The 26,300-nt window shown below is 71.7% G+C and carries 24 protein-coding genes and 1 pseudogene; 12 read left to right on the top strand and 13 right to left on the bottom strand.

All coding sequences use genetic code 11. The features are described 5' to 3' along the window. Positions 1 to 73: 73 nt before the first annotated feature. Positions 74 to 334, top strand: a complete 261-nt coding sequence (locus P3T37_RS03640; protein ID WP_280721919.1) for a DUF6210 family protein — start codon at positions 74 to 76, stop codon at positions 332 to 334. Positions 335 to 349: 15 nt separating this feature from the next. On the opposite strand, the gene P3T37_RS03635 is transcribed toward P3T37_RS03640, so the two are convergent. From P3T37_RS03635 to P3T37_RS03625, 3 genes are read right to left on the bottom strand one after another with little or no spacing between them, the layout of a single operon-like run. Further along, positions 350 to 1,813 carry a hypothetical protein gene (locus tag P3T37_RS03635; protein ID WP_280721918.1) on the bottom strand — a complete coding sequence of 488 codons (1,464 nt, stop codon included), beginning with the start codon at positions 1,811 to 1,813 and terminating at the stop codon, positions 350 to 352. Between the two features lie 43 nt (positions 1,814 to 1,856). After that, on the bottom strand, positions 1,857 to 2,471 hold the full coding sequence (locus P3T37_RS03630; RefSeq protein WP_280721917.1) for a LysE family translocator: 615 nt from the start codon (positions 2,469 to 2,471) through the stop codon (positions 1,857 to 1,859). An 11-nt stretch (positions 2,472 to 2,482) separates the two neighbouring features. Next, positions 2,483 to 3,223, bottom strand: a complete 741-nt coding sequence (locus P3T37_RS03625; protein ID WP_280722113.1) for a metallophosphoesterase — start codon at positions 3,221 to 3,223, stop codon at positions 2,483 to 2,485. A gap of 117 nt (positions 3,224 to 3,340) precedes the next feature. Here P3T37_RS03625 and P3T37_RS03620 point away from each other — a divergent pair, with 117 nt between their 5' ends. Next, a complete protein-coding gene (locus tag P3T37_RS03620; protein ID WP_280721916.1) occupies positions 3,341 to 3,952 on the top strand; it encodes a CGNR zinc finger domain-containing protein in 612 nt (203 codons plus the stop codon). A 13-nt stretch (positions 3,953 to 3,965) separates the two neighbouring features. On the opposite strand, the gene P3T37_RS03615 is transcribed toward P3T37_RS03620, so the two are convergent. Both P3T37_RS03615 and P3T37_RS03610 read right to left on the bottom strand, forming a co-directional pair. After that, complete coding sequence (locus P3T37_RS03615; protein WP_280721915.1) at positions 3,966 to 4,913, bottom strand: GNAT family protein; 948 nt, start codon at positions 4,911 to 4,913, stop codon at positions 3,966 to 3,968. A gap of 68 nt (positions 4,914 to 4,981) precedes the next feature. Beyond that, the gene (locus P3T37_RS03610; RefSeq protein ID WP_280721914.1) at positions 4,982 to 5,566 is read right to left on the bottom strand and encodes an XRE family transcriptional regulator; all 585 of its coding nucleotides are present in this window, start codon (positions 5,564 to 5,566) and stop codon (positions 4,982 to 4,984) included. A gap of 77 nt (positions 5,567 to 5,643) precedes the next feature. On the opposite strand from P3T37_RS03610, the gene P3T37_RS03605 reads away from it, so the two are divergent. Continuing rightward, positions 5,644 to 6,570 (top strand): class I SAM-dependent methyltransferase, encoded by a 927-nt coding sequence (locus P3T37_RS03605; protein ID WP_280721913.1) that lies wholly within the window; start codon positions 5,644 to 5,646, stop codon positions 6,568 to 6,570. An 11-nt stretch (positions 6,571 to 6,581) separates the two neighbouring features. On the opposite strand, the gene P3T37_RS03600 is transcribed toward P3T37_RS03605, so the two are convergent. Then, positions 6,582 to 7,718: a hypothetical protein gene (locus P3T37_RS03600; protein ID WP_280721912.1), complete on the bottom strand. Its 1,137-nt coding sequence runs from the start codon at positions 7,716 to 7,718 to the stop codon at positions 6,582 to 6,584. A gap of 270 nt (positions 7,719 to 7,988) precedes the next feature. Next, complete coding sequence (locus P3T37_RS03595; RefSeq protein WP_280721911.1) at positions 7,989 to 9,248, bottom strand: citrate synthase; 1,260 nt, start codon at positions 9,246 to 9,248, stop codon at positions 7,989 to 7,991. 119 nt (positions 9,249 to 9,367) lie between these two features. On the opposite strand from P3T37_RS03595, the gene P3T37_RS03590 reads away from it, so the two are divergent. Continuing rightward, positions 9,368 to 10,573, top strand: a complete 1,206-nt coding sequence (locus tag P3T37_RS03590) for a citrate synthase/methylcitrate synthase (protein WP_280721910.1) — start codon at positions 9,368 to 9,370, stop codon at positions 10,571 to 10,573. A gap of 120 nt (positions 10,574 to 10,693) precedes the next feature. Further along, positions 10,694 to 11,242 (top strand): annotated as a pseudogene (locus P3T37_RS03585) (DUF4157 domain-containing protein); the annotation flags it as partial. A gap of 1,422 nt (positions 11,243 to 12,664) precedes the next feature. Here P3T37_RS03585 and P3T37_RS03580 read toward each other — a convergent pair. Both P3T37_RS03580 and P3T37_RS03575 read right to left on the bottom strand, forming a co-directional pair. Beyond that, positions 12,665 to 13,045, bottom strand: coding sequence for a hypothetical protein (locus tag P3T37_RS03580; protein WP_280721909.1), 381 nt, complete (start codon positions 13,043 to 13,045; stop codon positions 12,665 to 12,667). A gap of 158 nt (positions 13,046 to 13,203) precedes the next feature. Beyond that, on the bottom strand, positions 13,204 to 13,749 hold the full coding sequence (locus P3T37_RS03575; protein ID WP_280721908.1) for a helix-turn-helix domain-containing protein: 546 nt from the start codon (positions 13,747 to 13,749) through the stop codon (positions 13,204 to 13,206). 87 nt (positions 13,750 to 13,836) lie between these two features. On the opposite strand from P3T37_RS03575, the gene P3T37_RS03570 reads away from it, so the two are divergent. Next, a complete protein-coding gene (locus tag P3T37_RS03570; RefSeq protein ID WP_280721907.1) occupies positions 13,837 to 15,234 on the top strand; it encodes an MFS transporter in 1,398 nt (465 codons plus the stop codon). A gap of 90 nt (positions 15,235 to 15,324) precedes the next feature. On the opposite strand, the gene P3T37_RS03565 is transcribed toward P3T37_RS03570, so the two are convergent. After that, a complete protein-coding gene (locus tag P3T37_RS03565; protein ID WP_280721906.1) occupies positions 15,325 to 16,974 on the bottom strand; it encodes an AMP-binding protein in 1,650 nt (549 codons plus the stop codon). A gap of 81 nt (positions 16,975 to 17,055) precedes the next feature. Further along, the gene (locus P3T37_RS03560; protein ID WP_280721905.1) at positions 17,056 to 17,922 is read right to left on the bottom strand and encodes a DNA-formamidopyrimidine glycosylase family protein; all 867 of its coding nucleotides are present in this window, start codon (positions 17,920 to 17,922) and stop codon (positions 17,056 to 17,058) included. A gap of 85 nt (positions 17,923 to 18,007) precedes the next feature. On the opposite strand from P3T37_RS03560, the gene P3T37_RS03555 reads away from it, so the two are divergent. From P3T37_RS03555 to P3T37_RS03545, 3 genes are all read left to right on the top strand, one after another. After that, a complete protein-coding gene (locus tag P3T37_RS03555; RefSeq protein ID WP_280721904.1) occupies positions 18,008 to 18,919 on the top strand; it encodes a glutaminase in 912 nt (303 codons plus the stop codon). Positions 18,920 to 19,022: 103 nt separating this feature from the next. Next, positions 19,023 to 19,691 carry a transcriptional regulator gene (locus P3T37_RS03550; protein WP_280721903.1) on the top strand — a complete coding sequence of 223 codons (669 nt, stop codon included), beginning with the start codon at positions 19,023 to 19,025 and terminating at the stop codon, positions 19,689 to 19,691. An 81-nt stretch (positions 19,692 to 19,772) separates the two neighbouring features. After that, complete coding sequence (locus P3T37_RS03545) at positions 19,773 to 20,219, top strand: SRPBCC family protein (RefSeq protein WP_280721902.1); 447 nt, start codon at positions 19,773 to 19,775, stop codon at positions 20,217 to 20,219. A 7-nt stretch (positions 20,220 to 20,226) separates the two neighbouring features. Here the strand turns inward: P3T37_RS03545 and P3T37_RS03540 are convergent, their stop codons facing one another. Together P3T37_RS03540 and P3T37_RS03535 are read right to left on the bottom strand one after the other, a co-directional pair. Next, a complete protein-coding gene (locus tag P3T37_RS03540; RefSeq protein WP_280721901.1) occupies positions 20,227 to 21,069 on the bottom strand; it encodes an SAM-dependent methyltransferase in 843 nt (280 codons plus the stop codon). 96 nt (positions 21,070 to 21,165) lie between these two features. Beyond that, on the bottom strand, positions 21,166 to 22,809 hold the full coding sequence (locus P3T37_RS03535; protein ID WP_280721900.1) for an APC family permease: 1,644 nt from the start codon (positions 22,807 to 22,809) through the stop codon (positions 21,166 to 21,168). A 460-nt stretch (positions 22,810 to 23,269) separates the two neighbouring features. Between P3T37_RS03535 and P3T37_RS03530 the strand changes: the two genes are divergently transcribed. From P3T37_RS03530 to P3T37_RS03520, 3 genes are all read left to right on the top strand, one after another. Further along, a complete protein-coding gene (locus P3T37_RS03530) occupies positions 23,270 to 24,127 on the top strand; it encodes a hypothetical protein (RefSeq protein ID WP_280721899.1) in 858 nt (285 codons plus the stop codon). Positions 24,128 to 24,289: 162 nt separating this feature from the next. Further along, entirely contained in the window at positions 24,290 to 25,288 is a 999-nt protein-coding gene (locus tag P3T37_RS03525; protein ID WP_280721898.1) for a S41 family peptidase, read from the top strand. A gap of 128 nt (positions 25,289 to 25,416) precedes the next feature. Further along, a complete protein-coding gene (locus P3T37_RS03520) occupies positions 25,417 to 26,295 on the top strand; it encodes an SGNH/GDSL hydrolase family protein (protein WP_280721897.1) in 879 nt (292 codons plus the stop codon). Positions 26,296 to 26,300 lie beyond the last annotated feature (5 nt).

Here is a 26,300-nt window from a genome sequence, read left to right as displayed (position 1 = left end):
TGAGCCGCACCAGGACGACACGAAACGGCTCGTCTTCCTCGACCCGGACGGCTCCGGCCAGGGCTGGACGTTCGTGATCGTCGCGGCGCCCACGGGTGTCATCTACCAGAACCAGAGCGGCGGTTACTCCTGCGCCCAGTACACCCAGGAGGGCTACCTGGTCCCGCTCTTCGGGTCAGGCCTGGACGAGGAGTTGAGGGAGATCTTCGTCGGGGAGCTGCGCGGCTGGGGCATCCGTGGGCACGACTGGTCGGCCGAGCTGCTCGACCGCCTGCGGGCCGCCGTGGCCGAGCTGAGCGTCTACCGCTCCGCCCGGCACAACGAACTCCGCTAGGAAAGCCGAGCCGCCTCACGTAGGAACGATCCGTTGCAAGCCCTCCGGGCGATCACCCGTGCCCAGCAGTCGGGCCATCGCCGCTACCGGTAGCGCGGGGTTGGCGGCGGCTGCGGAGCGGACGCGTTCGTGCGGGGTGTCCAGGCAGCGGAGCAGGGTCTGCGGGGGTGCCGAGGGGTGGCGGGCGACTGCGAGCAGCGTGTCGTGGGTGGGCGCGGTGCCGGTGGCGGTGGTGGCCATGGTGTGCAGGAGGGCGGGTGGGCAGCGCGGGTTGACGGCGAGTGCGGGGTGCAGGGGTGGGCCGTGGTGTTCGGCCAGCGCGTGGAGTTGGGCCGGGGTCAGTCCGGGGTGCGGCGCCAGTCGCCTGGCCACGGCCGGGTCGGGGTCAGCAGCGAGGGCGGCGACAAGGTCGGCCGGGAGGTCGGGGTGGGCCGCGACCAGGGCGCGGAGTTGGGCCGTGGTCGAGCGGGCGAGGTCGCGAAGCTCCTCGGGTGACGCGGCGGCGATCCGCGGCCACGGCTCGCCGCCCATCCGTACGGCGGGTGCCAGCTGTTTCAGCAGGGACATCGGGAGCGCCAGGTTCGCCGCGACGGCGTTGCGGACGGACCGGTCCGGGTCGGCCGCGAGCGCGCGGATCAGGGCCTCGCCGACGGCCGGGTTGGCCGCAGCGTCCCGGCGGACCCGGCTGTCGGGGTCGGCGGCGAGGTGGCGGTAGACGGCGTCCGGCAGGTCCGGTCGTCGAGCCAGGGCGGCTCGTACCCAGGCGTCCGGGGAATCCAGGAACCGCTCCAGGCCGGCGGGTGGGGTGGACGGGTTCTGCAACGTGGCCGCCCGGACGACGTGGACGCCGGCCTCGTGGTCTGCGCAGCCCTCTGGCAGATCCTCGCACCGGCCGCACCGCTCGACCGGCGGGCGTCCGCCGTCGGCCGACAGCGCGGCCAGGACGTCCGGTGGGGTTGCCGCGTTCCGCGCCAGGGCGTCCCTGATCCGCAGGTCCGGCCGGGCGGCCAGGCGTCGCGCGAGGTTCGCCGGGAGCGCGGCGTGCTCGGCGACGGCGCACACCACGCCGATGTGGGCGTCGTCAGCGAGCAGGTGGAGCAGCTGGAGCGGGTCGTGCAGATCCCCGAAGCGACCGCCGATTTCCACGAGTTCGACTCGGATCGACGCGTCGGCGTCGCGCGCCAGATCGTGGATCCACGCGGCGGGGACATCGGGACGGCCGGCCGCCGCGACGCGCAGCCACGGATCGTCCTGCGGGATGTCCTGGAGCGGAAGCGCCCCACCGGCGATCAGCTCGCGCAGGGTCCACGGGACGCAGCGCGCGGCCAGATTGCGCGCCTGACGAACAGTCAGATCAGCTCGGCGTGCGAGGTCTTGGCAGAGATCCTCGTCCGCGACGGCGGTGAAGTGGTCGAGCAGATGCTGCGGCAGATTCGGGTTCTCCGCCAGGCCGGACAGTTCCGGGCTGTAGTCCAACATCACCCCATCATCGGCCCTCAGGACGTCACACGGCCCGGCCGGGTCAGCCGACTGCGGCTCGGATCCCCAGGGCCAGCAGCACGATCGCCGTGATCCTGGCGAGGGCGGACCTGAAGCCCGGGGTGCGCAGGGTGCGTCCTGCCAGACCGACCAGGGCGGTCCACAGGGCGAGCCAGAGCGCGATCACCAGCGCATGCGCTGTGGCGAGGGTCAGGATCTGGCCGGCGACCGGTTGGTCGGGTGTGACGAACTGCGGGACCAAAGTGAGATAGATGGACGCGGCCTTCGGGTTGAGGACGTTGCCGAGCAGCGCCTGCACGTAGGGAGCGCCGCCGAACGCCCGCGCGGGCGCGGCACTGCGGGTGGCCGAGCGCCAGGTCCAGGCCGCCAGGCCGACGAGGTAGGCCACCCCGACGAGTTTGACGACCTCGAAAGCCTGACTGGACCGCATGACCAGGGCGGCCAGGCCGGCCATGGCGAGCGACGCGTGGACGTACAGCCCGGTGACCGTGCCCAGGATCACGGGCAGGGCCCGGCGGCGGCCGCCGTCGGCCACCTGCTGGAGCAGCAGGGTCAGGCTCGTCCCGGGGGTCGCCACCAGGGGGAAGACGGCCGCCAGGAATCCGGCGACGGTGCAGACGGCGCAGGGGTGCTTCATCGGCGTCGCGGTCAGAGCACGACGCGGTAGTGGGTGGTCAGACGCAGGTCGTCGTCGAGGATGTGGAAGGCCAGGCCGGGCGGCTGCTCCCGGTCCGCGGGGTGGTCGCCCTCCCAGGGCAGGCGCAGGGTCCAGGTGACCGCCGGGCCGACGAGCAGGGGTCGCCCGGCGAAGCTGGAGGCGGCGGCGGTGTGCGCGTGGCCGGTGATGACCGCGGCGATCTGCGGGTACGCGGCCAGCAGGGCGGCGAGGTCCTCGGGCTGCCCGAGCCGGCTGGCGTCGGGGAGCGGGTGGTGGAGGTCGACGGGCGGCTGGTGAAAGGCGATCAGGGCCGGCGTGCCCTGCGGGAGGCCGTCCAGGGTGGTGGTGAGCCAGCTGAGGGTTTCGGCGGAGAGGAGCCCGTCGTCCTGTCCCGGGATGGTCGAGTCGCACATCAGGATGGCGGTGCCCGCGATGTGGTGCAGCTGGTTGACGGGAGCGTCGGAGGCGGGTTCGCCGAGCAGCGCCGTGCGGTACGGGGATCGGATGTCGTGGTTGCCCGGGCAGGTGAGCACGGGGAAGGGGGCGCTGAGGATGCGTGCGGCCTCCTCGTACTCGGCCGGGGTTCCGTGGTCGGCGATGTCCCCGGTGACCAGGACCGCGTCGACGGGCGTGGGGAGCGCGCGGAGGTGGTTCATGACGCGGTTGGCGCGCTCGGTGGCGCGCTCGCTGCCGTCGAGGTGGAGGTCGCTGATCTGGGCGAGCAGGAGCACGGGCTGGTCCACTTCGTCAGGTGCTAACGGATAATTGCAGTGTTACCGTTAGGGACGGTAGGGCATCCGGCGCGCTGTGATCAAGTGGCCCCGACAGACTTCTCGAGGAGGAACGCAGTGGATCGCCACCTGGCACTGGAACTGGCCACCACCATCCGCCACGACGGGCACGGCGGAGTCGCCGACGATCTGGCCACCGTCCAGGGGCTGGCCGACTGGCTGCGCGCGCAGTCCGACCTGCTCGATCCATCCCTGGGCACCGGCGACTTCGCCGCGGACGAGGCCGCCAGGGCCGAGGTCGTCGCGGTGCGCGCGGCGGTGCGCAGCCTGTTCGCCCGGGCGGTGAGCCCCGAACCTCCGAGCCCCGCAGACGCCGACCGGCTGCTCAGCACGGAGGACGCACTGCGCGCCCTCAACGCGGCCGCCGCCCGCCAGTCGGTAACTCCGCAGCTGGACTGGCCCGTTGGCGCCGATCCGCGGAAGTCGCTGCGCAGCGGGGAGCCCGATCCCGTCGTACGGCTGACGGCCGCCCTCGCCCGCGCGGCGATCGACTTCCTGACCGGACCGCAGCGCGAGCTACTGCGTGCGTGCACCGCACCCCGGTGCGTGCGCTACTTCGTCAAGGGGCACGGCCGCCAGGAGTACTGCAAGCCGTCGTGCAGCAACCGCGCCCGCGTCGCCCGCCACTACCAGCGCGCGAAGCCCACGGCACAGAAGCCCACGGCATAACGGACGGTCCGCGTCAGGCGCTGCTGTCGTCGCGCACGGTGATGGCCGCGATCCGCCAGCCCGCGGGCGTCCGCACCAGCTGGGTGCAGGCCGCGCCGCCACCGGTGAAGGGAACTCCGCGCAGGACACCGGACTTGGCGAATCGGACCAGGCGCTGCGCGACGTCGCCGGAGACCAGCGTGGTCCGACTCGTCTCCCACTCCCGGAAGTTGGTCAACTCACCATCCATTAGCAGTTTCTGTCGAGGCATCAGGAAGTTGGCCAGTGACTCGGTCCGCACCGGATCCGCGTGGGTCACGATGACGGCACCCGGGACGAACGAGGACTCCAGCGCGCCCGCCAGGTCGACCTTCCGGCCGTCGGCGTTGGTGAAGGCGTCGAAGAACGCCGCGCCCAGCGCGTCGATCTGGTCCTCATCCGAGGACTGGCTCGACCGCCGGCCGAGCCAGTCGTCGGCGGTGATCGACCAGATCTCCCTGGGGTGCTCGCCGGAGTCGTCCGCCTCCTGGAAGGTCAGGCCGAGGCGGCGGGCCGTGCTGATGCTCGGGACGTTGTCGGAGCGCGTGTCCCAGATGACCCGGCGCAGCCCCCGTTCGCCGAAGGCCCGGTCGAGCAGCATCCCGACCGCGCGCGTGACCAACCCGCGCCCCTGCGCCGCGGGCTCCAGCCAGCAGCCGACCTCGGCGACGCCCGTCACCGTGTCGATCGAGACGAACATGACGCCGCCGACCAGCACACCGTCCAACCGTATGCCGTGGACGCCGCCGCCGGTCAGCGCCTGCGCGTCCCAGTAGCGGCGCAGCACCGCCTCGGCCGACTCCAGGTCGGTGGCGACGAAGCTGCGCCCGACCCAGGGCGCGATGTGGGTGCGGCACCGGTCGAGGTTGGCGAGGAACTCCGCGGCCTGCCAGGGCTCCAGAGGAGCGAGGTGTGCTCCGGGACCGAGCGGGCGTGCGTACATGCGGACTCTCCTGTGGATCGGTGCCGTACCGCGGGTCAGAGCACCGTACATGCCGAGCCGTCGCAGCGTCAGGCGCGGGGCTTCGCGCGGACGTGCATGCGCTCGCCCTGCCGCCCGAAGAGGCTGAGGATCTCGACCGGCCGGCCGTCCGCGCTGCTGAACCAGTGCGGCGTCCGGGTGTCGAACTCGGCCGCCTCGCCCGGGCCGAGGACCAGATCGTGCTCGGCGAGGACGATCCGCAGCCGGCCGTTCAGCACGTACAGCCACTCGTAGCCCTCGTGCGTCCGCAGGTCCGGTTCGGTACCCCGGTCATTGATGATCATCTTGTACGCCTGAAGCGGCCCAGGGCCCCGGGTCAGTGGGACCACCGTCCCGCCGTTCGGCAGGGCGCGCGGGGTCAGCCGCACCCGGGGATCCCCCACCGCCGGGGCGCCGACCAGATCGTCCAGGGGGACCTGGTAGACCTCGGCGAGGGGCAGCAGCAGCTCCAGGCTCGGGCGGCGCTGTCCCGACTCCAGCCGGGACAGCGTGCTCTTGGAGATGCCGGTCGCCTCGGAGAGCGCGGCCAGCGTGAGACCGCGCTTGGCGCGCAGCCGGCGCAGCCGCGGGGCGACCTCGTCGAGGACCGCTTGGTAGGGCGCTGGGGTGTCCATCCGGGCATTCCACACCACTGTCCCGGAAACAGCAACGGAGGTTGCCACCAGCTGAACCGCCGGGCACGCTTCCCGGCATGAGCGCACACAACCACTCCGGACACGGACATGGACACGGACACGACGGCACCGAGCTCGACTGGGAGGCCATGGCCACCCACCTGGAGGCGAACGGCGAACTGCAACTCCCGGTCCTCCGGCAGGCGGCGGCGCACCTCGCCGAACTGGTCGGCCCGCGGAAGCAGGCCCGGCGCATCCTCGACATCGGCAGCGGCCCGGGCGTGATGACCTGCGTGCTCGCCGAGGCCTTCGCGGACGCCGAGGCGGTCGCCGTGGACGGCGCACCCGGGCTGCTGCACCGCGCCCTGGCCCGCGCCGAGCAGCTCGGCCTCGGCGACAGGGTGACCGTCCGGCACGCTGAGCTGCCCGAGGGCCTCAACAGCAGCGGCGGGCACGGACAGGACGGCCTCGGCACGGCCGACCTGGTCTGGAGCAGCAAGGCCGTGCACCACCTCGGCGATCAGCAGAGCATCCTGAACGCACTCGCCGGAGTGCTCAGGCCCGGCGGAGTGCTCGCCGTGGCCGAGGGCGGCCTGCCGATGCGCTTCCTCCCCCGCGACATCGGCATCGGACGGCCCGGCCTGCAGGCCCGACTGGACGCCGTCCAGGAGGACTGGTTCACGGACATGCGGGCCGAACTGCCCGGCAGCACGGCCGTGGTCGAGGACTGGCCCGCGATGCTCACCGCCGCCGGGCTCACCGACGTCGGCAGCTTCACCGCCCTCCTCGACCTGCCCGCCCCCCTTGACGCCCCTGCCCGCGACTTCCTCCTCGCCCAGCTGACCCGGCTGCGCGAGATGGCGAGCGATGCCCTGGACGCCGAGGACTGCGAGACCCTCGACGTGCTGCTCGACCCCGAGGACACGCGGGGCATCCTGCGCCGGCCCGACGTCTTCCTGCTCTGGGCCACCACGGTCTTCACCGGCGTGCGCCCGGCGCACTGATCCGGCCCGGATCAACCCTCCATCTCGTAGTCGAAGGTCTTCTGGTGGGCTTCCGTCAGCGTTTTCGCGAGGCTCAGGCAGCCCTTCTCGAAGTCGGCCAGGTCGTTCGGGTCGAAGCCGTTGCGCCGCAGGAGGCGGGCTATGTTGTCGTACTCGGCCACCGCCTGCTTCAGGAAGGCCTCGGTGGTGGTGTCGACGCCGGTGTTCCGATGGAACTGGGACTGCATCGAGCCACCGTTCGTCGGGCCGAAGAGCGTGGACTTGTAGATGGCGTCGGATATCCCCACCGTGCCCGAGGAGGAGATCACGCTGTTCAGGGCGGCGACCGCCGCGAGCGGGTTCATGGCAGCGCGGCGGAACTCCGCTCCCTGGAACAGCGCGACCATCTTCAGGCACTGCTTGACGGCCGCTTCGTCCATGCCCTCGAACGCCTTGGTGTTCCCTCCGAGGTAGGTGATCAGCCGTTCGGCGAGGGCCTCCTCCTTCAGGCCGGAGTGCGTCACGGCTTTCTCGACCAGGTCGTCGTAGCTGTGGCCGGTCCCTGTTCCGCCCAGCAGGAAGTTTCCGCCGGTACCGATCGTGTAGTACGGGTTCTGGCTGTTGGAACCACCCGTGAGAGGTTTGAACGAGGTGACCATCTGATTCCGATTGCGGAAATCGTGAAGCGCGGACGGAACGATCGCCGAGACCTCACGGCGAAGCGTGCTGAGCCGCTCGACCTTCTGCTGGTCGCTGAGCTGATCCCCGGAGTCGGACGAGTTGGACGGGTCGGACGGGTTGGACGAGTTGGACGACTCGTTGGACTGGTTGGACGAGCTCAAGGCTCCGGTTCTGATCGTCGTGGACGTGACCGTGCCAAGATTCTTCGCCAGCTTGGCCCGGTGCAATGCGAGAGCCGCGTTGATGAGGGCCTCGTAGCTGCCGAAGCGCTGGTGGTTCTCCTCCGAGCTCGCCATTTCCTGAATCTGCGCCCAGACATCGTCCTTCGTCCCGTCCGGCCAACTCTTCTGCTGCCCGACGGCTTTCGCGAACACCGACTCCCGGTTGATCGTGTGGATGTTGCCCGCGTTGAAGTCTTTTCTCGTCAGAGTAAAAACCCGCTGCACAGGCACAGGCACAGGCTCGGCTCGGCGCTGCTGCTCGAGCATCCGGACCACCGCCGCGTTCCCCGCCGTCCGCTGAAGCGCCAGCAGCGCCGCAGCGGACGGCGCGCCGCCCGGTCGCAGGGCGCGCTGGGGTGCGGCGCGCTCCTGCGCGACCTGCGCGTGGACGTGCGGTGCCCGGACGTGCGGTGCCCGCGGGCCGTGGCCGTGTGCAGACTGCTGCTCGACATCGTGCATCCGCCGATGTGACCACCGCCGCGACGAGTTCCGCAACGACCGAACGGGCAGCCGACAGGGCAGTGCCCGAGATGCGCGTCAGCCGGACTCCTCAGTCTCCGGCCACGCTCCGACGTACAGGCCGCGCGGGCGGTGTCGGCCGGCCGGTGCCTGGTACTCCTCCAGCGCGTGGGCGATCCAGCCCGCGCTGCGGGCCACGGCGACCACGGCTTCGGTCGAGTCGGCCGACATCCCGCCCAGATGGGCCAGGGCGGCCAGGGCGAAGTCGGAGTTGGGGAAGGTGCCGAGACGGTCCCGCGCCGCCTCGACCAGGGCCTGCACCACCGGGCGCACGCCGCCCGGGTCCGGCAGCGGCTCGATCAGCCGCAGCAGGGCCTCCGCGCGCGGGTCGGCGGCGCGGTAGAGCGAGTGCCCGAGCCCCGGCACGCCGCCCTCGCCGCGCAGGCGTTCGGCCAGCACGCCCAGCGAGTCGCCGCTCGCCACCGCGTCGGCGATCATGCGGTGTGCCAGCGCCCCGGCGCCGCCGTGCTGCGGTCCGTCCAGCACCGCGAGACCGGCGGTGATCACGGCGTACGGGTGCGCGCGGGTCGAGGCGGCGATCCGGGCGGCATAGGTGGAGGCAGCGATGTCGTGGTCGGCCAGCAGGATCAGGGCGCCGTCCAGTGCGCGCAGGCCCACCGGGTCCATCGGCCGGCGGGTGAGCCGGGGCCAGAGCAGTTCGGCGATCGGCGCGTCCGGCCGGTCCTCCCCCTCCGCCGGCAGGGCGGCCACCATGGTGGCGATCAGGCTCCGGGCGGTGGCGATGACGCCGACCGGCTGGATGTCGAAGCGCAGCGGATCGGTGACGGCCGCCGCGATCACCGCGGCCTGCAACCGGTCGACCACCCGCGCCCGGTCGGGCAGCACCTCGGCAGCGGCACGGGCGGCGGCGAGGGCGGTCGCGGAGGCGGTGAAGCGCCGGCCCGACACCTCGCCGCTCCAGAGCCACTGAGCAACCGTCTCGAACGAGCAGCCGCCCGCCAGGAACTCGGTGACGTCCCGGCCCCGGTAGCTGAGCCGGTCGGCCTCGATCAACGTGAGGCCGGTCCGGATCGGCTCCGCGGCGACGGCCGTCCGCCCGGCCGCTCCCCGCCCGCCCCGGACGGCCAGCGCCTCCACGGCGGCGGCGGGGTACAGGCTGCCCTTGCCGTCCGGTGCCCGCACCCGCTCCAGCAGGCCGCGGCTGACGTACGCGTAGAGCGTCTCGGGCTTGACGCCCAACCGCACCGCGGCCTGCTGGGTCGTCAGCAGCGGCTCGCCGTCGCCCGCGCCGCCCGAGTGCCTCCGTACGCCTGCCATCGTCCGTCCACCCTCCATCACATTGATCCAATCAACATTGACAAGGATTGACCGGATGGACGAGATTCGCAAGTACCGCGACACACCCGGACCGGACCCCCTACGAGGAGGACCCAGCCATGACCGTCCAGACCCCCACCTCCACGACCCCCACCCCCGCGACCCCCACTCGCGAGCTCAGCACGGTCGACGTCCCGCGCGGGCTCGCCGGCGTCGTCGTCACCGAGACCCGGGTCGGCGACGTCCGCGGCCGCGAGGGCTTCTACCACTACCGCCAGTACTCGGCGATCGACCTCGCCGAGCAGCGCGGCTTCGAGGACGCCTGGCGGCTGCTGCTCGACGGCTCACTTCCCGTCGACGCCGCCGAACGCGCGGCCTTCACCGCCGAGACCCTCGCGCCGCGCCGACTGCCGGACGAGCTGCGCCCGCTGCTCGCACCGGTCGCGCACGGGGTCGGCGCCAACGGGCCGCTGGCCGGTCTGCGCGCGCTGCTGCCGATAGCGGCCGGCCTGCGCGGCACCCGCCCGCTCTACGACACCGACCCGGACGGCCGCCGGGCCGACGCCCTGTACGTGAGCGCGCTCGCTCCGACCCTGATCACCGCGCTGCACCGGGTCGGCCAGGGGCTGGAGCCGGTCGAACCGCGCGAGGATCTCGGCTTCGCGGCCAACTACCTGTACATGCTGACCGGGCAGGAGCCGACCCCCGAGCACGCCCGGGCCATCGAGCAGTACCTGACCTCCACCATCGACCACGGCTTCAACGCCTCCACCTTCACCTCCCGGGTGATCGCCTCCACCGGCGCCGACCTCGCCGCCTGCGTCGTCGGGGCACTCGGTGCGCTCTCCGGACCGCTGCACGGCGGTGCCCCCAGCCGTGCGCTGGACACCCTGGACGCCATCGGGACGCCGGAGCGCGCCGAGGCGTGGGTCCGCGAGCGGGTGCTGAGCGGCGAGCGGATCATGGGCTTCGGCCACCCCGTCTACCGGACCGAGGACCCCCGCTCGCGGATGCTCCGCTCGGTGGCCGAGCGGCTCGGCGGCGGCTTCTCCGAGCTCGCCGTCCAGGTCGAGCGGCACGTGCTGGACGCGCTGACCGAACTCAAGCCCGGGCGCGAGCTGTTCACCAACGTCGAGTACTACGCCGGGGTGGTCATGGACCAGTGCGGCGTCCCGCGCGAGATGTTCACCCCGACCTTCGGCGCTGCCCGGATCGTCGGGTGGTGCGCCAACATCCTGGAGCAGGCCGAGGACAGCAAGATCATCCGCCCGGCCGCCCGCTACGTCGGCCCGACACCGCCTCAGCCCCTCCCCACGCTGGCGTGACCGGGTTGCCCCAAAGGGCAGCAGTCGCCGCTCCCGTGCCCACCCCTGCGCCTGTTCCGTCGCCGGCCGCCCGCGCGGTACGCATGACCCACCACGAGGGAGCAACCGGAGGGGTCCGCCATGCACGCTCACCAGCCGGAGCAGGCGCCGGACGTGTCGCCGTCCCGTCCCCCCGAGGCGCGCAGCGCCGTAGCGGTCCCCGGGCCCAGCGGCGACCTGTCGCCCGCCGCCGTCCTCGCTCTGCAACGGTCCGTCGGGAACGCCGCCGTGTCCCGCCTGCTGAGCGGGACCCGGCCCGCGCCGGTCCAACGGTCCGCCGTCCACGACGTGCTGCGCAGCTCCGGCCGGCCGCTCGACGCGCCGATCAGGAGCGAGATGGAGGACCGCCTCGGCGCCGACTTCTCCGACGTCCGGCTCCACACGGGTGAGGCGGCCCAGCGCTCGGCCGCCGAGATCGGCGCCCGGGCCTACACCTCGGGCCACCACGTCGTGATCGGCCCGGGCGGCGCGGACAAGCACACCCTCGCGCACGAACTCACCCACGTCATCCAGCAGCGCCACGGCCCGGTTGCGGGCGCCGACAACGGCTCGGGGCTCGCAGTCTCCGATCCCTCCGACCGCTTCGAACGCGAGGCCGAGGCCAACGCGTCACGGGCGCCGGCGGCGCCTGCGGCGCAGCGCACGGCGGCGGGTGCCTCGGCCCAAAGGGCCATCGTTCAGCGGTTCTACGACCCTGCGGTGACGGCGGCGAACCGCGCGGCGGCGACGGGATACCTCGAAGCGAACACACGCGCGATCATGAAGCGCTTCCACACCATGAACGAGACGTTCCTCTTCTCCACCCTGACACTCGCCGAATGCGTGCAGGACGCCCTGACGTCCCAGATTCGGGCCTCACCGCACAGGACCGCCGTGATCAGCCAGATGAGACTGCTCACCCGCGGGGTGCCGCTCGTCCCGGACCCGAACCCGGACCTGGACGCCGCGATCCTGGCCGAGCTGGTCCGGTGCACCAACCTGCTTGAGGAGCAGTGCCTGACATCCGACGCGGCCCGGAGGGAGATCGGCGACATCAGGTTCGGCACCGAGTTCACCTTCACCGACCTCGTCCTCCAGGGCCGGACCACCACCAACGGCAAGAAACCGAAACAGATCCCCGCGTTGCGCATGGTGAACGCGAAGGAGACGACGACCGAGCGGGACGAGCAGGCAGCGGTTCGCGCCCACGCGGACGAGATCATGGAAAGGTGGGAGACCCTGGTGGTGACGCGTCCCATCAAGGATGTCCCGACCCCGCGTACGAGCATCCCGCCCGGCGCCAAGGCCGGTCCCGGCAAGGGCATCCAGTTCAACTACCAGAAGGGGGAGACGACCTGGTACTGGATCCTCGACATCGACAACGCCTGCCTGGAGACCCAGACCATGCCGGTCACCGTGGCGGGCATCGGCCCGAGGAGCTGGATCTCCCAGGTGATCGACCAGCACATCTTCGCCATGGCGGCCGAGGCCGGCGTACGTCCGGACACCACGGTAGCCGGTGGCAGCGGACACATCTCCGTGGACATGGACACCGCCTTCGGCGGGAGCGTGACCCTGTTCACGAAGACCCTGCAGAGCCTGCAACGCAACGTCGACGACTGGGACAGGCGCTTCCACCGGACCGCGCAGGAGGGCTACGACAAGCGGAACTCCCCCTGGCTCAAGGATCTCGGGCTCGGGAAGTCCACGGCGAGCGCTGTCGACACGTACCACGCCGTGATCGCCCGCATCGCCGAAGCAGCCAACCGGGGCGACCTCGACATCGCCCGGGCGATGGAGCAACTCATCGCCTTCAACAGGGAACTCGACAACAAGGAGCTGCACAGCGGGTCCAAGGACGACCGGGAGATGCTGGCCGACATGGGCCACTACCAGGCAGTCAACATCGAGCACGCCGCCGAGGGAGACGGCCGGGCCCGCCTCGAACTGCGCGACATCCCCGCCCAGACCGGACTCGCCCGGCTGCGGGAGGACCTGACGGCGATCCAGGCCTTCCTGCAGTCGGTCCGGCGCAGTGTGACCGGCTGAGCCCCCGCGTCTCAGGAGGAGTGCCTAGAGCTTCGCTCCGTTGCCCCCCGGCCGCCGCCGCGCGGCAGCCGCTGAGCGCGGGCCCTGGGAGTACCCCCGAGGCCGCCTGTGCGCACGTATGAGTGCCAACAGCCCGCCGGTCGCAACAACCGCGCCGCCGGCGATGCCCCACCAGAAGATGCCGGTGTCGTCGGACCGCAGGTCGTCGTAGGAGTCAAGCCGCCTGCTGCCGTCGCTGGAGTGCGTCACGCAGACATCGCCTTGCGACATCCGCTGCCCGTTGCAGACGGGGTTGTTCGGGTCAGGGGCGGCTAAGAGTGCGAAAATGCACAGCGCAACGATGGCCATGCCGACCGTGACTACCTTGCCTGCTACTTTGACGGCGACCGGGTTGGGCTCTGTCATGGGTCCCCCCAACATGAGTGCTGACGACTCCCCCGCACCCCAAAGGTATTGGCGACGGAGGCGACGGGACAACCCGATCGAGACTCCCGTGATCCCCAGCCACCGCTGGACATGGCGCCGCCCCACCCGGGAGCTCGTTCCCCAGGTCTGTACGGTCTTCAGCTCGATCCCGCAGTCGGCAGGTGGCTTGTGGGGCCCTGGTGGTCCCAGCCCGGGGAACGGATCTCTATGCCGATGTCCGGGCCGCGCACCTCCGCCCCGCAGGTGCGGCAGGTCCAGGCCGCGTCCAACGGGTGGTCGGGGTGGTCCGAGTGGTCCGGGTGGTGCCGCAGCACCACCGGCGGCTCGGGCGACAGCCAGCGGTCGCCCCAGGCGAGCAGCGACTGGATGAGCGGGACGAGGTCCCGACCGGCCTCGGTGAGGTGGTACTCGTAGCGCGGCGGGCGCTCGCTGTAGGCGCGGCGTTCGATCACTCCCGCTTCCTCCAGGGCGCGCAGCCGGGCGGTGAGCCGGTCGCGCGGGGCACCGGTGTTGCGGACGATCCGGTCGAATCGGTGATTGCCGTAGAAGAGTTCGCGCACCGCCAGCAGTGCCCACTTCTCGCCGAGGACGTGGAGCGCGGCTGCGATGGAGCAGGGGCGGCCCGGCAGCGACTTGGCGGGGGAACGGTCGGCCGTGGGCTGGTCATCGGTGTGCGGGGTCACTCCACCAGCCTGCCATAGAGGGTTGCGTATTCAAACTCCCAGCCACTAGCGTTCCGCGCCATGGAGATAGTTCCAATATCAAACCCAGTGACTGCACCGACCGACCCGGCTCGGCCCCACCGCCGGGCCGCGTTCGCGGTGGTCGCCGCCGCGGTCTTCGTCTCGAACCTCGACCTGTTCATCGTCAACGTCGCCCTCCCGGCGATGCAGCGGCACTTCCACGGCAGCAGCCTGGCCACCCTGTCCTGGGTGTTGAACGGCTATGCCATCGTGTTCGCCGCACTGCTGGTCCCCGCCGGACGGCTGGCGGACCGCATCGGCCACCGCAGGGTGTTCCTCGCCGGGCTGGCCGTCTTCACCACCGCCTCCGCACTCTGCGCACTCGCCCCGGCCGTCGGCTGGCTCGACGCCGCCCGGGTGGTCCAGGCGGCGGGCGCGGCCGCGCTGATGCCGACCTCACTGGCGCTGCTGCTGGACGCCACTCCCCCGGCCGAGCGCCCAGGAGCCATCCGGGCCTGGGCCTCGATCGGCGGGATCGCCGCCGGGCTCGGACCGGTCCTCGGCGGACTGCTGGTCGAGGCCGACTGGCGCTGGGTGTTCATCGCCAACGTCCCGGTCGGCGTCGCCGCCATCGCCCTGGGGGCCCGAGTGCTGCCCAGGCTGCGCGGCAAGGAGAACGGACCGCTGCCGGACCTGTTCGGCGCGGGACTGCTCACCGCCGCCATCGCCGCCCTCGCCGTGTCCCTGGTCAAGGGCGACGACTGGGGTTGGGGCTCGGCCCGGGTCCTCGGCGGCCTGCTCGCGGCCGCCCTGCTGAGCGCCTGGTTCCTGCGCCGGTCAGCACGCCACCGCGCCCCCATCGTCGAACTGCCGCTGCTGCGGGTGCCCAGTTTCGCCGCCGCCAACACCGCAGCCCTGCTGTTCACCGCCGCCTTCGCCGGCATGCTGCTGACCTCGGTCCTGTGGTGCCAGCAGGCCTGGGGGTACTCGGCGCTGCGCACCGGACTCGCCATCGCCCCGGGACCGCTGCTGGTGCCGCCGGTCGCACTGGGCAGCGCCGCACTGGTGCGCAGGCTCGGCCCCGGACGGCTGGCCGCGCTCGGCACCCTGCTGTTCGCCGCAGGCATCGGCTGGTGGACCACCGCCATCGCGGTCCCGCCCGGCTACGCCACCGAACTGCTGCCCGGGATGCTGCTCACCGGCCTGGGTGTGGGACTGACCCTGCCCACCCTCATCGGGTCCGCCGCGGCGGCGCTGCCGCCCACGCGCTTCGCCACCGGCTCGGCGATCACCACGATGGCCCGGCAGGTCGGCGCGGTGGTGGGCGTGGCGCTGACGGTCAGTCTGATCGGCACCCCGCACGGGCCGCAGGCCGCGCTGGACGCCTTCCGGCGCGGCTGGACGGCGGTGATCGCGGCAGCGCTGCTGGCCTCCGCGGCCTCCCTGGTACTCGCCGCCGCCCAGCGCCGAGCAGCGGCGAGGTAACCCTCCGACCCAGTGGGGGCTCGCCCTGACGCACAGCAGCCCCACCGGCAGCGCCACGGCCGACGCCTTCACCGGGTCCGGCTTCGACCGTCACTCCGCCAGCAGCCGGACCGCCTCCTCGCGCATCTCCACCTTGCGGACCTTGCCGGTGACGGTCATCGGGAACGCGTCCACCAGGTGCACGAAGCGCGGGATCTTGTAGTGTGCCAACTTGCCGTCGCAGTAGGCCCGCAGAGCGTCGGCAGTCAGCTCGGGTGCGCCGGGGCGCAGCCGGATCCAGGCCATCAGCTCCTCGCCGTACTTCTCGTCGGGCACCCCGATCACCTGGGCGTCCAGGATGTCGGGGTGGCGGTAGAGGAACTCCTCGATCTCGCGCGGGTAGACGTTCTCGCCGCCGCGGATCACCATGTCCTTGATCCGGCCGGTGATGGCCAGGTAGCCGTCCGCGTCCATCACGGCCAGGTCGCCGGTGTGCATCCAGCCGTCCGCGTCCACCGCCTCGGCCGTCCGCTCCGGCTCCTCCCAGTAGCCGAGCATCACCGAGTACCCGCGGGTGCACAACTCGCCTGCGGTACCGCGCGGGAGGGTCTCGCCGGTGGACGGGTGGACCACCTTGACCTCCAGGTGCGGGCCGACCCGGCCGACGGTGGAGACCCGGTGCTCGAAGGAATCGTCCGTGCGGGTCTGGGTGGAGACCGGCGAGGTCTCGGTCATGCCGTAGCAGATCGACACGTCCCGCATGCCCATCCGCTCCATCACCTGCTTCATCACCTCGCTCGGGCAGGGCGAGCCGGCCATGATGCCGGTGCGCAGCGTGGAGAGGTCGTGCTCGGCGAAGGACGGGTCGTTGAGCTCCGCGATGAACATCGTCGGGACGCCGTAGAGCGAGGTGCAGCGCTCGGCGGCCACCGCCGCCAGCGTCGCCGCCGGATCGAAGGACGGCGCCGGGATCACCATGCAGGCGCCGTGCGAGGTGGCCGCGAGGTTGCCCATCACCATGCCGAAGCAGTGGTAGAACGGCACCGGGATGCAGATCCGGTCCTGCTCGGTGTACTCGCAGGACTCGCCGACGAAGTACCCGTTGTTGAGGATGTTGCGGTGCGAGAGGGTGGCGCCCTTGGGGAAGCCGGTGGTGCCCGAGGTGTACTGGATGTTGATCGGTTCATCCGCGCTCAACCCGGCGCCGACGAGGGCCGGTTGGGCAGGGTCGCCGGCCTGTCCGGCGGTCAGCAGGGCGTCCCAGGAGGGCTCGCCGATCAGCAGCACGTCGCGCAGTTCGGGGCAGTCCGGGCGGGCCTCGGCGAGCATGCCGGCGTAGTCGGAGGTCTTGTACGCGGGCGTCGCGACCACCGTGCGGACGCCCGACTGGCGCAGCACGTAGACCAGTTCGTGGGTGCGGTAGCCGGGGTTGATGCTGACCAGGACGGCGCCGATCCGGGCGGTCGCGTACTGCAACAGCACCCACTCCGCGCAGTTCGGCGACCAGATCCCGACCCGGTCCCCGGTGGTGACGCCCAGCGCCAGCAGTCCGCGGGCCACCACGTCCACGTCCTCGACGAGCCGGCGGTACGTCCAGCGCCGTCCGGTCGGCAGGTCGACCAGCGCCTCGCGGTCGGCGAAGGCCGCGGCGGTGCGGTCGAGGTTGGCGCCGATGGTCTCGGTCAGCAGCGGGGTGCCGGTGGCTCCGCGGGCATGGCTCAGATCAGCGACGGGCACAGGCTCGGACACAGGCACGGGCACGGTTCACTCCTGCAGAGGGTTTGGGACGGCTGCGGGGGCGATACCCACCCGTGCGACCGTCCATACCCCGCTCTTCGCCGGCTACTTCAGCAGGCGGGAGAGCCGGCGGTCGGCGAGGGGTTTGCCACCGGTCTGGCAGGTCGGACAGTACTGCAGCGCGGAGTCGGCGAACGAGACTTCGCGGATCACGTCCCCGCAGACCGGGCACGGCTGCCCGGCCCGGCCGTGCACGCGCAGGCCGGTCTTCTTCTCGGCCTTCAACTCACCGGCGGCCAGGCCGCGCGATCGCTCGACGGCGTCCCGCAGTGTGCTGCCGATCGCCGCGTAGAGGGTGGCGCTCTCGGCCTCGGTGAGCCTCCCCGCGATCTTGTACGGGGAGAGCCGGGCGGCGTGCAGCACCTCGTCCGAGTAGGCGTTGCCGATCCCGGCGATGGTGGCCTGGTCGCGTAGGAAGCCCTTGATCCGGCGCCGCTCGCCGCTCAGCAGCCCGGCGAAGAGCTCCTCGGTGAACGCCGGGTCCAGCGGGTCCGGGCCGAGCCGGGCGATGCCGGGCACCTCGTCGGGGTCGCGGACGCAGTAGACGGCGAGGCCCTTGTGGGTGCCGGCCTCGGTGAGGTCGAAGCCGGTGCTGGGAGGGTCGGCGAGGCGCAGCCGCAGGGCGAGCGGCCCCTTGCCGGGGTGCGGCGGTTCGGGCGGCAGGTTCTCCCGCCAGCGCAGCCAGCCGGCCCGGGCCAGGTGGACGACCAACTGGAGCTCACCGGTGCCGATCACGAGGAACTTGCCGCGCCGACCGACCTCCGAGACGGTGCGGCCCTCCAGGTCGCCGATCGGCGGCTGGTAGGTCTTGAGCGCGTTGATCGCCACCGGGTACACCCGGCCGATCGCGCGCCCGACCAGGCGCTCGGTCAAGAAGGCGCTGAGTGCTTCGACTTCGGGCAGCTCGGGCACGCCCTCCATTGTGCCGCAGCCCCAGCGCAGGCGCAGGGTGACCGGCGCCCGCTCGGCGCGCCACGCCCCCGTGCAGAATGATCGTATGAACTACCAGCTTGAACTCCAGCGCGCCGCCGAAGCCGCGCTGCCCGTGCTCGGCACCGGGCGGGTCGCGGACTACATCCCGGCCCTCGCCGAGGTCGACCCGGCCTCGTTCGGCCTGGCGCTGGCGACCGTCGACGGTGCGGTGTACGGCGCCGGCGACTGGGAGCAGCCGTTCTCGGTGCAGAGCATCTCCAAGCTGTTCACCCTCGCGCTGGCCCTGGCCACCGGGGGCGAGTCGGTCTGGCACCGGGTCGGCCGGGAACCCTCCGGCACGCCGTTCAACTCGCTGGTCCAGCTGGAGTCCGAGAACGGCATCCCACGCAACCCCTTCCTCAACTCCGGCGCGATCGTGGTCACCGACCGGCTGCTGACGCTGACCGGCGACGCCGGCCGGACCGTCCGGGACTTCCTGCGCGCCGAGTCCGGCAACCCGCTGCTCGACACCGACCCCGCGGTGGCCGCCTCCGAGGCCGCACACGGCCACCGCAACGCCGCGCTCGCCCACTTCATAGCGAGCTACGGCAACCTGGAGAACCCCGTCGAGGACGTGCTGAGCAACTACTACGCGCACTGCGCACTCACCGCCAGCTGCCGGGACCTCGCGCTGAGCGGCCTCTTCCTGGCCCGGCACGGACTGCTCGCGGACGGCAGCCGACTGCTCTCGCGCAGCGACGCCAAGCGGATCAACGCCGTCCTGCTGACCTGCGGGACCTACGACGCGGCCGGCGAGTTCGCCTACCGGGTCGGCCTGCCGGGCAAGAGCGGGGTCGGCGGCGGCATCCTGACCATCGTGCCCGGCCGCGGCGCGCTCTGCGCCTGGGGACCGGCCCTGGACCGGGCCGGCAACTCGGTAGGCGCCGTCGCGGCCCTGGACGCCTTCACCACCGCCACCGGCTGGTCGATCTTCTAAGACCTGAGCGACACGTCCTGGCGACCTCCTCGACACCCCCGGTGAACGTCTACGCTGAGCCGCGTCAGCCCGTCCGCACGGCGGCCACAGGAGGCGGAAGCCGATGACCCCGACGCCACGCGAGGTACTGCAGAGCATCCGCCGGGAGTTCGCCCCGGAGGACGGCGCGAACCGGCTCATCGCGCCGATCGAGCAGGGCACCGCGCCGCTCGCCGTGCTGCGCGAACTCGCCGCCCAGCAGCACCACGTCATCACCAGCGACCGGCGCAGCTTCCTGCTGCTGGCCACCCGCTGCTCCGACTCCCCCGTCGGCGGCTACTTCAGCCGGCTGGCCGACGGCGAGTCCCGCGCGCTCACCGCGCTGGCGTCCTTCACCGCCGGCTGCGGACGGGACGCGGCGACCGGGCCCGGGCGTGAGCCGCTGGCCGGCTGCCAGAGCTACCCCAACTACCTGGCCTGGCTCGCCCTGAACGGCGACCCGACCGCCGTGGTGCTGGCGCTGACCGCCAACTTCGCCGCCTGGGGCGAGTACTGCGCGATCACCGCGCGCGCCCTGCGCCGCCGCTACGGCTTCGACGACGCCTCCTGCGCCTTCTTCGACTTCTTCGCCGTACCGGCCCCCGAGTTGGAGGACGAGGCGGTCTCCGTGATCACCGCCGGCGGCCTGACGCCGGAGCGGATCGCCCTCGGTCGGCGCTACGCGCGGTTGTTGCAGCACTACGAGCTGCTGTTCTGGAACACCCTGGCCGAGCAGGTCCCGGGCCTTGGCTGAGTTGCCCGCCCCCGCGCGGAGGGCGCACGCTGGATAGGTCGGCGGGGACCCACCAGCAAGCTGGAGAAGGCGAGGCGCCGGATGAGCAGGCTCGAAGAGCAGATCGATGTCGACGTGCCGATACAGGTGGCCTGGGAGCAGCTGCACCGCGTCCACGACTACCCGCGCTTCGTCGACGGCGTGCTGCACGCCCACACCCACGGCGGCAGCAGGGCCCACCTCGACATCGAGGTCGACGGCAGTGAGCGGGCGTTCGAGACCGAGATCACCGACCGCGGCCAGAACCAGGTCATGACCTGGCAGACCATGGACGAGGCCCACCTGAAGGGCACCTTCGCCCTCCTCCCGATCGACGCCAGCACCACCCGCGTCCAGGTCCGCGTCGAGTACGAGCCGGACGCCGTCCGCGAGGTCTTCGGCGGCCCGCACGGCTTCGCCCAGGTCGCCGCGATCGAACGCACCGTCCGCGGCGACCTGGAACACTTCAAGCAACTGGTGGAAGAGGAGCGCCCCCTCCCAGGCAGCTGACGGCCCGCTACGCACCCTCCCGCGTTCGCTCGGCGGTGACGAAACGGGCCTGCGGGGACACGTAGTTGGGACGACCGTACGAGGCGGCGGCCGCCGCGCGGTCGTGCCGGGCCGCGCGCCAGCCGTCGCGGGCGAGCCAGGTCACCGGGTCCTCGTCCAGGCCGCCGCGCCACAGGGCGGCGACCGGCGCCAGTTCGGGTGCCACCTCGTCGCCGCTCAGCAGGTCGCGGTCACGCCGGCCGGGGCCGTGGGTGAGGGCCAACCGGCTTCCGGGGGCGGACAGTTCGCCGACGGTGGTGAGCAGCTGGGCCGCCTCGTCCGAGTCGAAGTAGATGAGCAGCCCCTCGACCAGCCAGACCGAACGGGCCGCCGGGTCGAAGCCGGCGCCGCTCAGCACGGCGGACCAGTCCTCGCGCAGGTCGGCGGCGAGCGCGGTGCGGCGGCAGGCGGCGACGGCGCCCTGCTCCGCCAGCACCCGCTCCTTGAACGCCAGCACCTCGGGCACGTCGAGTTCGAAGAACCGCACGCCGTCCGGCCAGGCGAGCCGGAAGGCCCGGGTGTCGAGACCGGCGGCGGGCACCACCACCTGTCGGCAGCCGTCCGCGGCGGCCTCCAGCAGGTAGTCGTCGAAGAACCGGGTGCGCACCACCAGGTTGCGGGCCATCGCGATCATGCCGGGCGAGACCTCGCCGGGCTTGCGCTCGGGCACCTCGCCGTACGCGGCGGTGACGAATCCGGCGGCGTACGGGTCGTCGAAGAGCCGGTCCGGGCGGCTGCTCTCGATCGCCCGGGTACGTGCCACGCCGATGGCCGTGCGGCCGACGCCTTCAGGGATCCCATGAGAGGTCATGCTGCGCATGCTACGCAGACGGCCGCCGCCGCCCAGGGTGGGGGTCCTGGGCGGCGGCGGCCGTCATGCGGGGAGTTGCGAGGTTGAGCGGGGCTGTCAGTGACCGCCCTCGTCGACCACCTCGACGTCGGCGATGTTCCGCTCGATCTCCTCGGCGGGCAGCGCGACCGCGCGGGCCCAGTAGTAGATGCCGAGCGAGAAGGCCGCGATCAGGCCCATGTCCACCCAGAGCGGGATGTTGCCCTGCGCGCCGACACCGAAGCCGCCCTGCCAGGAGATCACGCCGAGGCCGATCAGGTAGACCGGCAGCCACTGCGCGGACTTCCAGTTGAGCCGGGGCGCGTTCGGCAGCTGCTTCTTGATCGCGTACGCGGCGTAGGAGCCGAGCAGCAGGTAGCCGAGGATGATCGCCAGGCCCAGACGCCACAGGGTGTCCCAGCCGGACCAGTAGATGATCAGGCTGGCGACCACGAAGGACAGCGGGGCGACGATGTCACCCAGCGGCAGCCGGTAGGGGCGCTCGCGGTTCGGGAGCTGCTTGCGCAGGACACCGAAGGCGAGCGGGGCGCCGGCGTACATCAGCACGCTGGCGGAGGTGATGAAGCTGACCAGCTGCTGCCAGCTGGGGAACGGCAGGAAGCAGATCACACCGGTGACGAAGGAGATGATCAGGCCGAACCACGGCACGCCGCGGGCGTCGGTGCGCTCGAACAGCTGGGGAGCGTAGCCGTTCTTGCTCAGACCGTAGGAGATCCGCGAGGTGGAGGTGGTGTAGATGAGGCCGGTGCCTCCGGGGGAGATCAGCGCGTCGACGTAGAGCACCCAGGCCAGCCAGCCCAGGCCGACGACGGTGGCCAGACCCGCGAACGGGCCCTTGATGCCTTCGTAGGCGAGGTTGGTCCAGCCGTGGACGAAGGAGGCACCGGGCAGCGCGCCGATGTAGACGACCTGGAGCAGGGTGTAGATGACCGCGCCGATGAAGACCGAGCCGATGACCGCGCGCGGGATGTCGCGCTTGGGGTTCTTGCTCTCACCGGACAGCTGGATCGCCTGCTCGAAGCCGAGCAGCGCGAAGATGATGCCGCTGGTGCTGATCGCGCCCAGGACGCCCTTGACACCGAACGGCGCGAAGCCGTGCGAGGTGAAGTTGCCGAAGTGGAAGTTGGTGAGCGCGAGCACGAAGATCGTCACCAGCGGGATGGCGATCTTCCACCAGGTGGCGGCGCTGTTGGTGCGGGCCAGCAGGCGGACGCCGAGGAAGTTGACGGCCACGAAGACCGCCATCAGGAGCACCGAGACCACGAAGCCCGACTTGGTCAGCGTCCCGTTGTTGTTCAGGAAGTGCGCGGCGAAGGACCAGTGACCGGCGTAGCCGATCATGGCCTCGACCTCGATCGGCGCCACGGTGGCCGCCTGGAGCCAGGAGAACCAGCCGAAGGACATGCCGGCCAGGCCACCGAAGGTGTAGTGCGGGTAGCGGGCCGTGCCGCCTGCTACCGGGAAGAGCCCCCCGAGCTCCGCGTGGACCAGTGCGAGCAGCACGATCGCGACGGCCCCGATCCCCCACGAGATGACGGCCGCCGGTCCGGCGACGATCACCGCGTTCTTCGCTCCGAACAACCAGCCCGAACCGATGATCGAGCCGACCGAAGCCCAGAGCAGGCCGATCAGTCCGATCTCGCGGCGGAGCTTGGTCCCCGATCCGGAGGTCGGCGGAGATATTGTGTCAACAACTGCCATGTCACGAACCCTCTTCAATGACGGCGGAGTGAGAGTGGCCAAACGCTAACCGGCGATTAGGGATCTGCAAAGACCCAATGGCCGAATAGTTACGTTCGAGTGACCTCATAGCATGAAACTCTTAATACGTCGCGGGATGGCCACCGGGGCCCATCTGTGCAGGTCAAGCGGTATCGTGGCGCTCGCTGACAACTTTAGGGCTAAAGTCTGGACCAATATTTGAGGATGCCTTGAGCTTTCTCGCGCCGGGGCTCATAGCCTTCGCGCGAGTCGCATAGCAATGCGGATCGCAATTCATCCCACGAAATACTCGCCCTGCACGCCCCGTGCCCCCCGTCAAGCTTCTTGACGGACCGTCAGATTTTCGCGACTTGCCGCCTGCACCCCGGGCCCACCTTGATTGCACGGCCGGGCTGCGGCAGGCTCAGAGCCTGTGTCGACACCTAGAAGGACGGGACCCATGACGACCGACCGGAGCGCCGTGCCCCCGCTGTTCAGCGGACTCTGCGACGACGCCGCGATCTTCCCGCCCGGGGAGCTGCCGCTCGAGCAGGCCGTCCCCGCCCACCTGGTGCACCGCGCCGCCTGGTACGCGGAGCTGGTCGGCCCCTTCCTGTGCGGCGCCGGCGGGCTGGCGACGCTCGTCGCCCAGGATCCCGAGGAGCTGCGGATCGGCGTGATCGTGCCCGGCGGCAGCACCGGCCTGGAGCCGGCGCTGCGGGCCGTACGGGCCGGGCGCGGCCTGCGGGTGGTGGGCGCCGAGGTCGCCGCCGACCCGGGCGTCGAACCGGCCGAGGGGGTCCGCCGGGTCGTGGCGGCCTTCGAGCAGCTGCTGCCGCCGGAGGCCGCGGGCGCCGTCGAGGTGCCGCGCGGGCCCGGGATCCCGGCCGCCCTGGACGTGCTGGCCGGCACACGGTACCGCGCGAAGTTCCGCACCGGCGGGACGGCGGCCGCCGCCTTCCCGAGCGAGGACGAGCTCGCCGCGTTCCTGCTGGCCTGCGCCGAGCGCGAGCTGGCGTTCAAGTGCACCGCCGGCCTGCACAACGCGCTGCGGCACACCGACCCGGCCACCGGCTTCGAGCACCACGGCTTCCTCAACGTCCTGCTGGCCACCCACGCGGCCGCCGAGCGCGCCACCCCGTCCGAGGTGACCGAGCTGCTCGCCGAGCGGTCCGGTGCCGTCCTGGCCGACCTCGCCGCCAAGCTGACGGACGATCAGATCGCCGCCACCCGCCGGGAGTTCACCGCCTTCGGCACCTGCAGCGTGCTCGAACCGCTGGACGACCTGATCGCCCTGGGCCTGATCACCGCCCCCTGACGCAACAGCACTGAACGGCGTGCCGGCAGCAAGCCCCCGGCACGCTGTTCGCATGTCCGGGCAGGTCCAAAAGTTAAGTGTCGAGATTTGTTGACGCTTTCTCGGATTCCATGATCTACTCATGCCGAAGCGCACCGCCGCACACTTCCAGGGGGAACCACCATGGCCCAGCTCCAGCCCGCCGAGATCACCGCCATCATCGGCGAGACCAGCAAGCTGGTCACCGAGCGCTACGTCTTCCCCGACGTCGCCGCCGAGATCACCGCGGTGCTCGACGACAGCCTCGCCGCCGGCCGCTACCACCAGGCCGCGGACGCCGAGGAGTTGGGCCGCCTGGCCACCGAGGACCTGCAGTCCGTCAACAACGACCGCCACCTGCGGCTGAAGTTCCACCCCCGCACGATCCCGGCGGGCGAGGACGGCGCGGCGATGGCCGAGATGACCCGCGCCGCCGACCTCTCGATGGGCGGCGTGCCGAAGATCGAGCGGCTCGCCGGCGGTGTCGCGCTGCTGGAGCTCTCCCCGATCCTCTTCCCGCTCTCGATGACCGGCGAGTCGGTGACCGCCGCCCTCAACCTGGTGGCCCGCGCCGAGGCGCTGATCATCGACCTGCGCGCCTGCGTCGGCGGCGACCCGAACACCGTGGCCCAGATCGCCAGTTACCTGCTGGACCGGCCCACCCACCTGAACACCCTGTACGACCGCGAGGACGACGACTACAGCCAGTTCTGGAGCCGGCCGTTCGTCCCCGGCGCCAAGTTCGGCGGCACCAAGCCGCTCTACCTCCTGACCAGCCGGGCCACCTTCTCCGGCGGCGAGGAACTCACGTACGACCTCCAGCAGTTGGGCCGGGCCGTGGTGGTCGGCGAGCGCACCGGCGGTGGCGCCAACCCGCGCCAGGGCTTCACCATGCACCCGCACCTGGAGGCGACGATCCCGACCGCCCGCGCGATCAACCCGACCTCCGGCGTCAACTGGGAGGGCGTCGGGATCACCCCCGACATCGAGACCGCGCCGGCCGACGCCCTGGCCGTCGCGTACCAGGCGGCGCTGGCCGCGGTGGCCGCGCGGGACGTCGACTCCCCCTCCGCCGAGGAGGCCCGCCAGGCCCTCGCGGCACCCGGCACGTCCGTCGACTCCTCCGCTCCGACCGCACTCTGAGCCGCCTCCAGCGCCCGGAAGATTTCCTGGTCAGACCCCTTACCAGTTGATCTACCAGGCAGTAACCTCACCGGGTCCGACCCGCGCCGCGCCACCCGGGCGGCGGGCGGGTCACTTCGGGAGGGTCCATGCGTTCACTCAAGTCCGGTCGCAGACACCGGGCGGCCTGCGCCGTCCTGCTCGGCGGCGCCCTGCTCGGCGTCTCGGCCGCCCCCGCCTCGGCGGCGGCCCCCAGCCGCACCCCGCACTACTACCTCGCGCTCGGCGACTCGCTCGCGGCGGGCTACCAGACCCTGCCGGGCGGCGGCAGCGAGGTCGGCCACGGCTACGCGCAGGACCTCGCCCGCACCCTGGGCGAGCGCGCCGAGCACTCCGGCCACCCGTTCTCCTTCACCGACCTGGGCTGCCCGGGCGAGACCACCGGATCGATGATCAACGGCGGCTGCCCCTACCCGCACCCGTACGCCGGTGCGCAGGTCGACGCGGCGGTCGCCTATCTGAAGGACCACCACCGGGACGACGTCACGGTCACCCTGGACATCGGCGCCAACAACGTGGACGGCTGCGCCACCGGCGGCAACCTGGACATCGTCTGCGCCGGCAAGGGCATCGTCACGGCCGGCAAGGACCTCGGCACGATCCTGACCCGGCTCAGGGCGGCGGCCGGCCCGCACACGAAGATCGTCGGGATGAACCTCTACGACCCCTTCCTGGCGGCCTGGATGACCGGCGACAAGGGCAAGGTGCTGGCCGGCCTCTCGGTGCCGCTGGCGGACACCCTGAACACCACGCTGGACGTGGTCGACGCCGTGCACGGCGTGCCGACGGCCGACGTCGCCAAGGCGTTCAGCACCAACTCCTTCCTGCCGCTGGTCCCGCTGGCCGGCCAGCAGGTGCCGCTGAACGTGGACCGGATCATGACCTGGACCAACATGGCGCGCGGCGACATCCACGCCAACGACACCGGCTACCAGGTGATGGCCGACGCCTTCCTGGCGAAGATCTGAGCCCG

Origin of the sequence: Kitasatospora sp. MAA4 (assembly GCF_029893355.1) — a bacterium.
Taxonomy (GTDB): Bacteria; Actinomycetota; Actinomycetes; order Streptomycetales; family Streptomycetaceae; genus Kitasatospora.
Note: the sequence above shows the minus strand (reverse complement) of the source record. Positions and strands in the feature narration are given on the sequence as shown.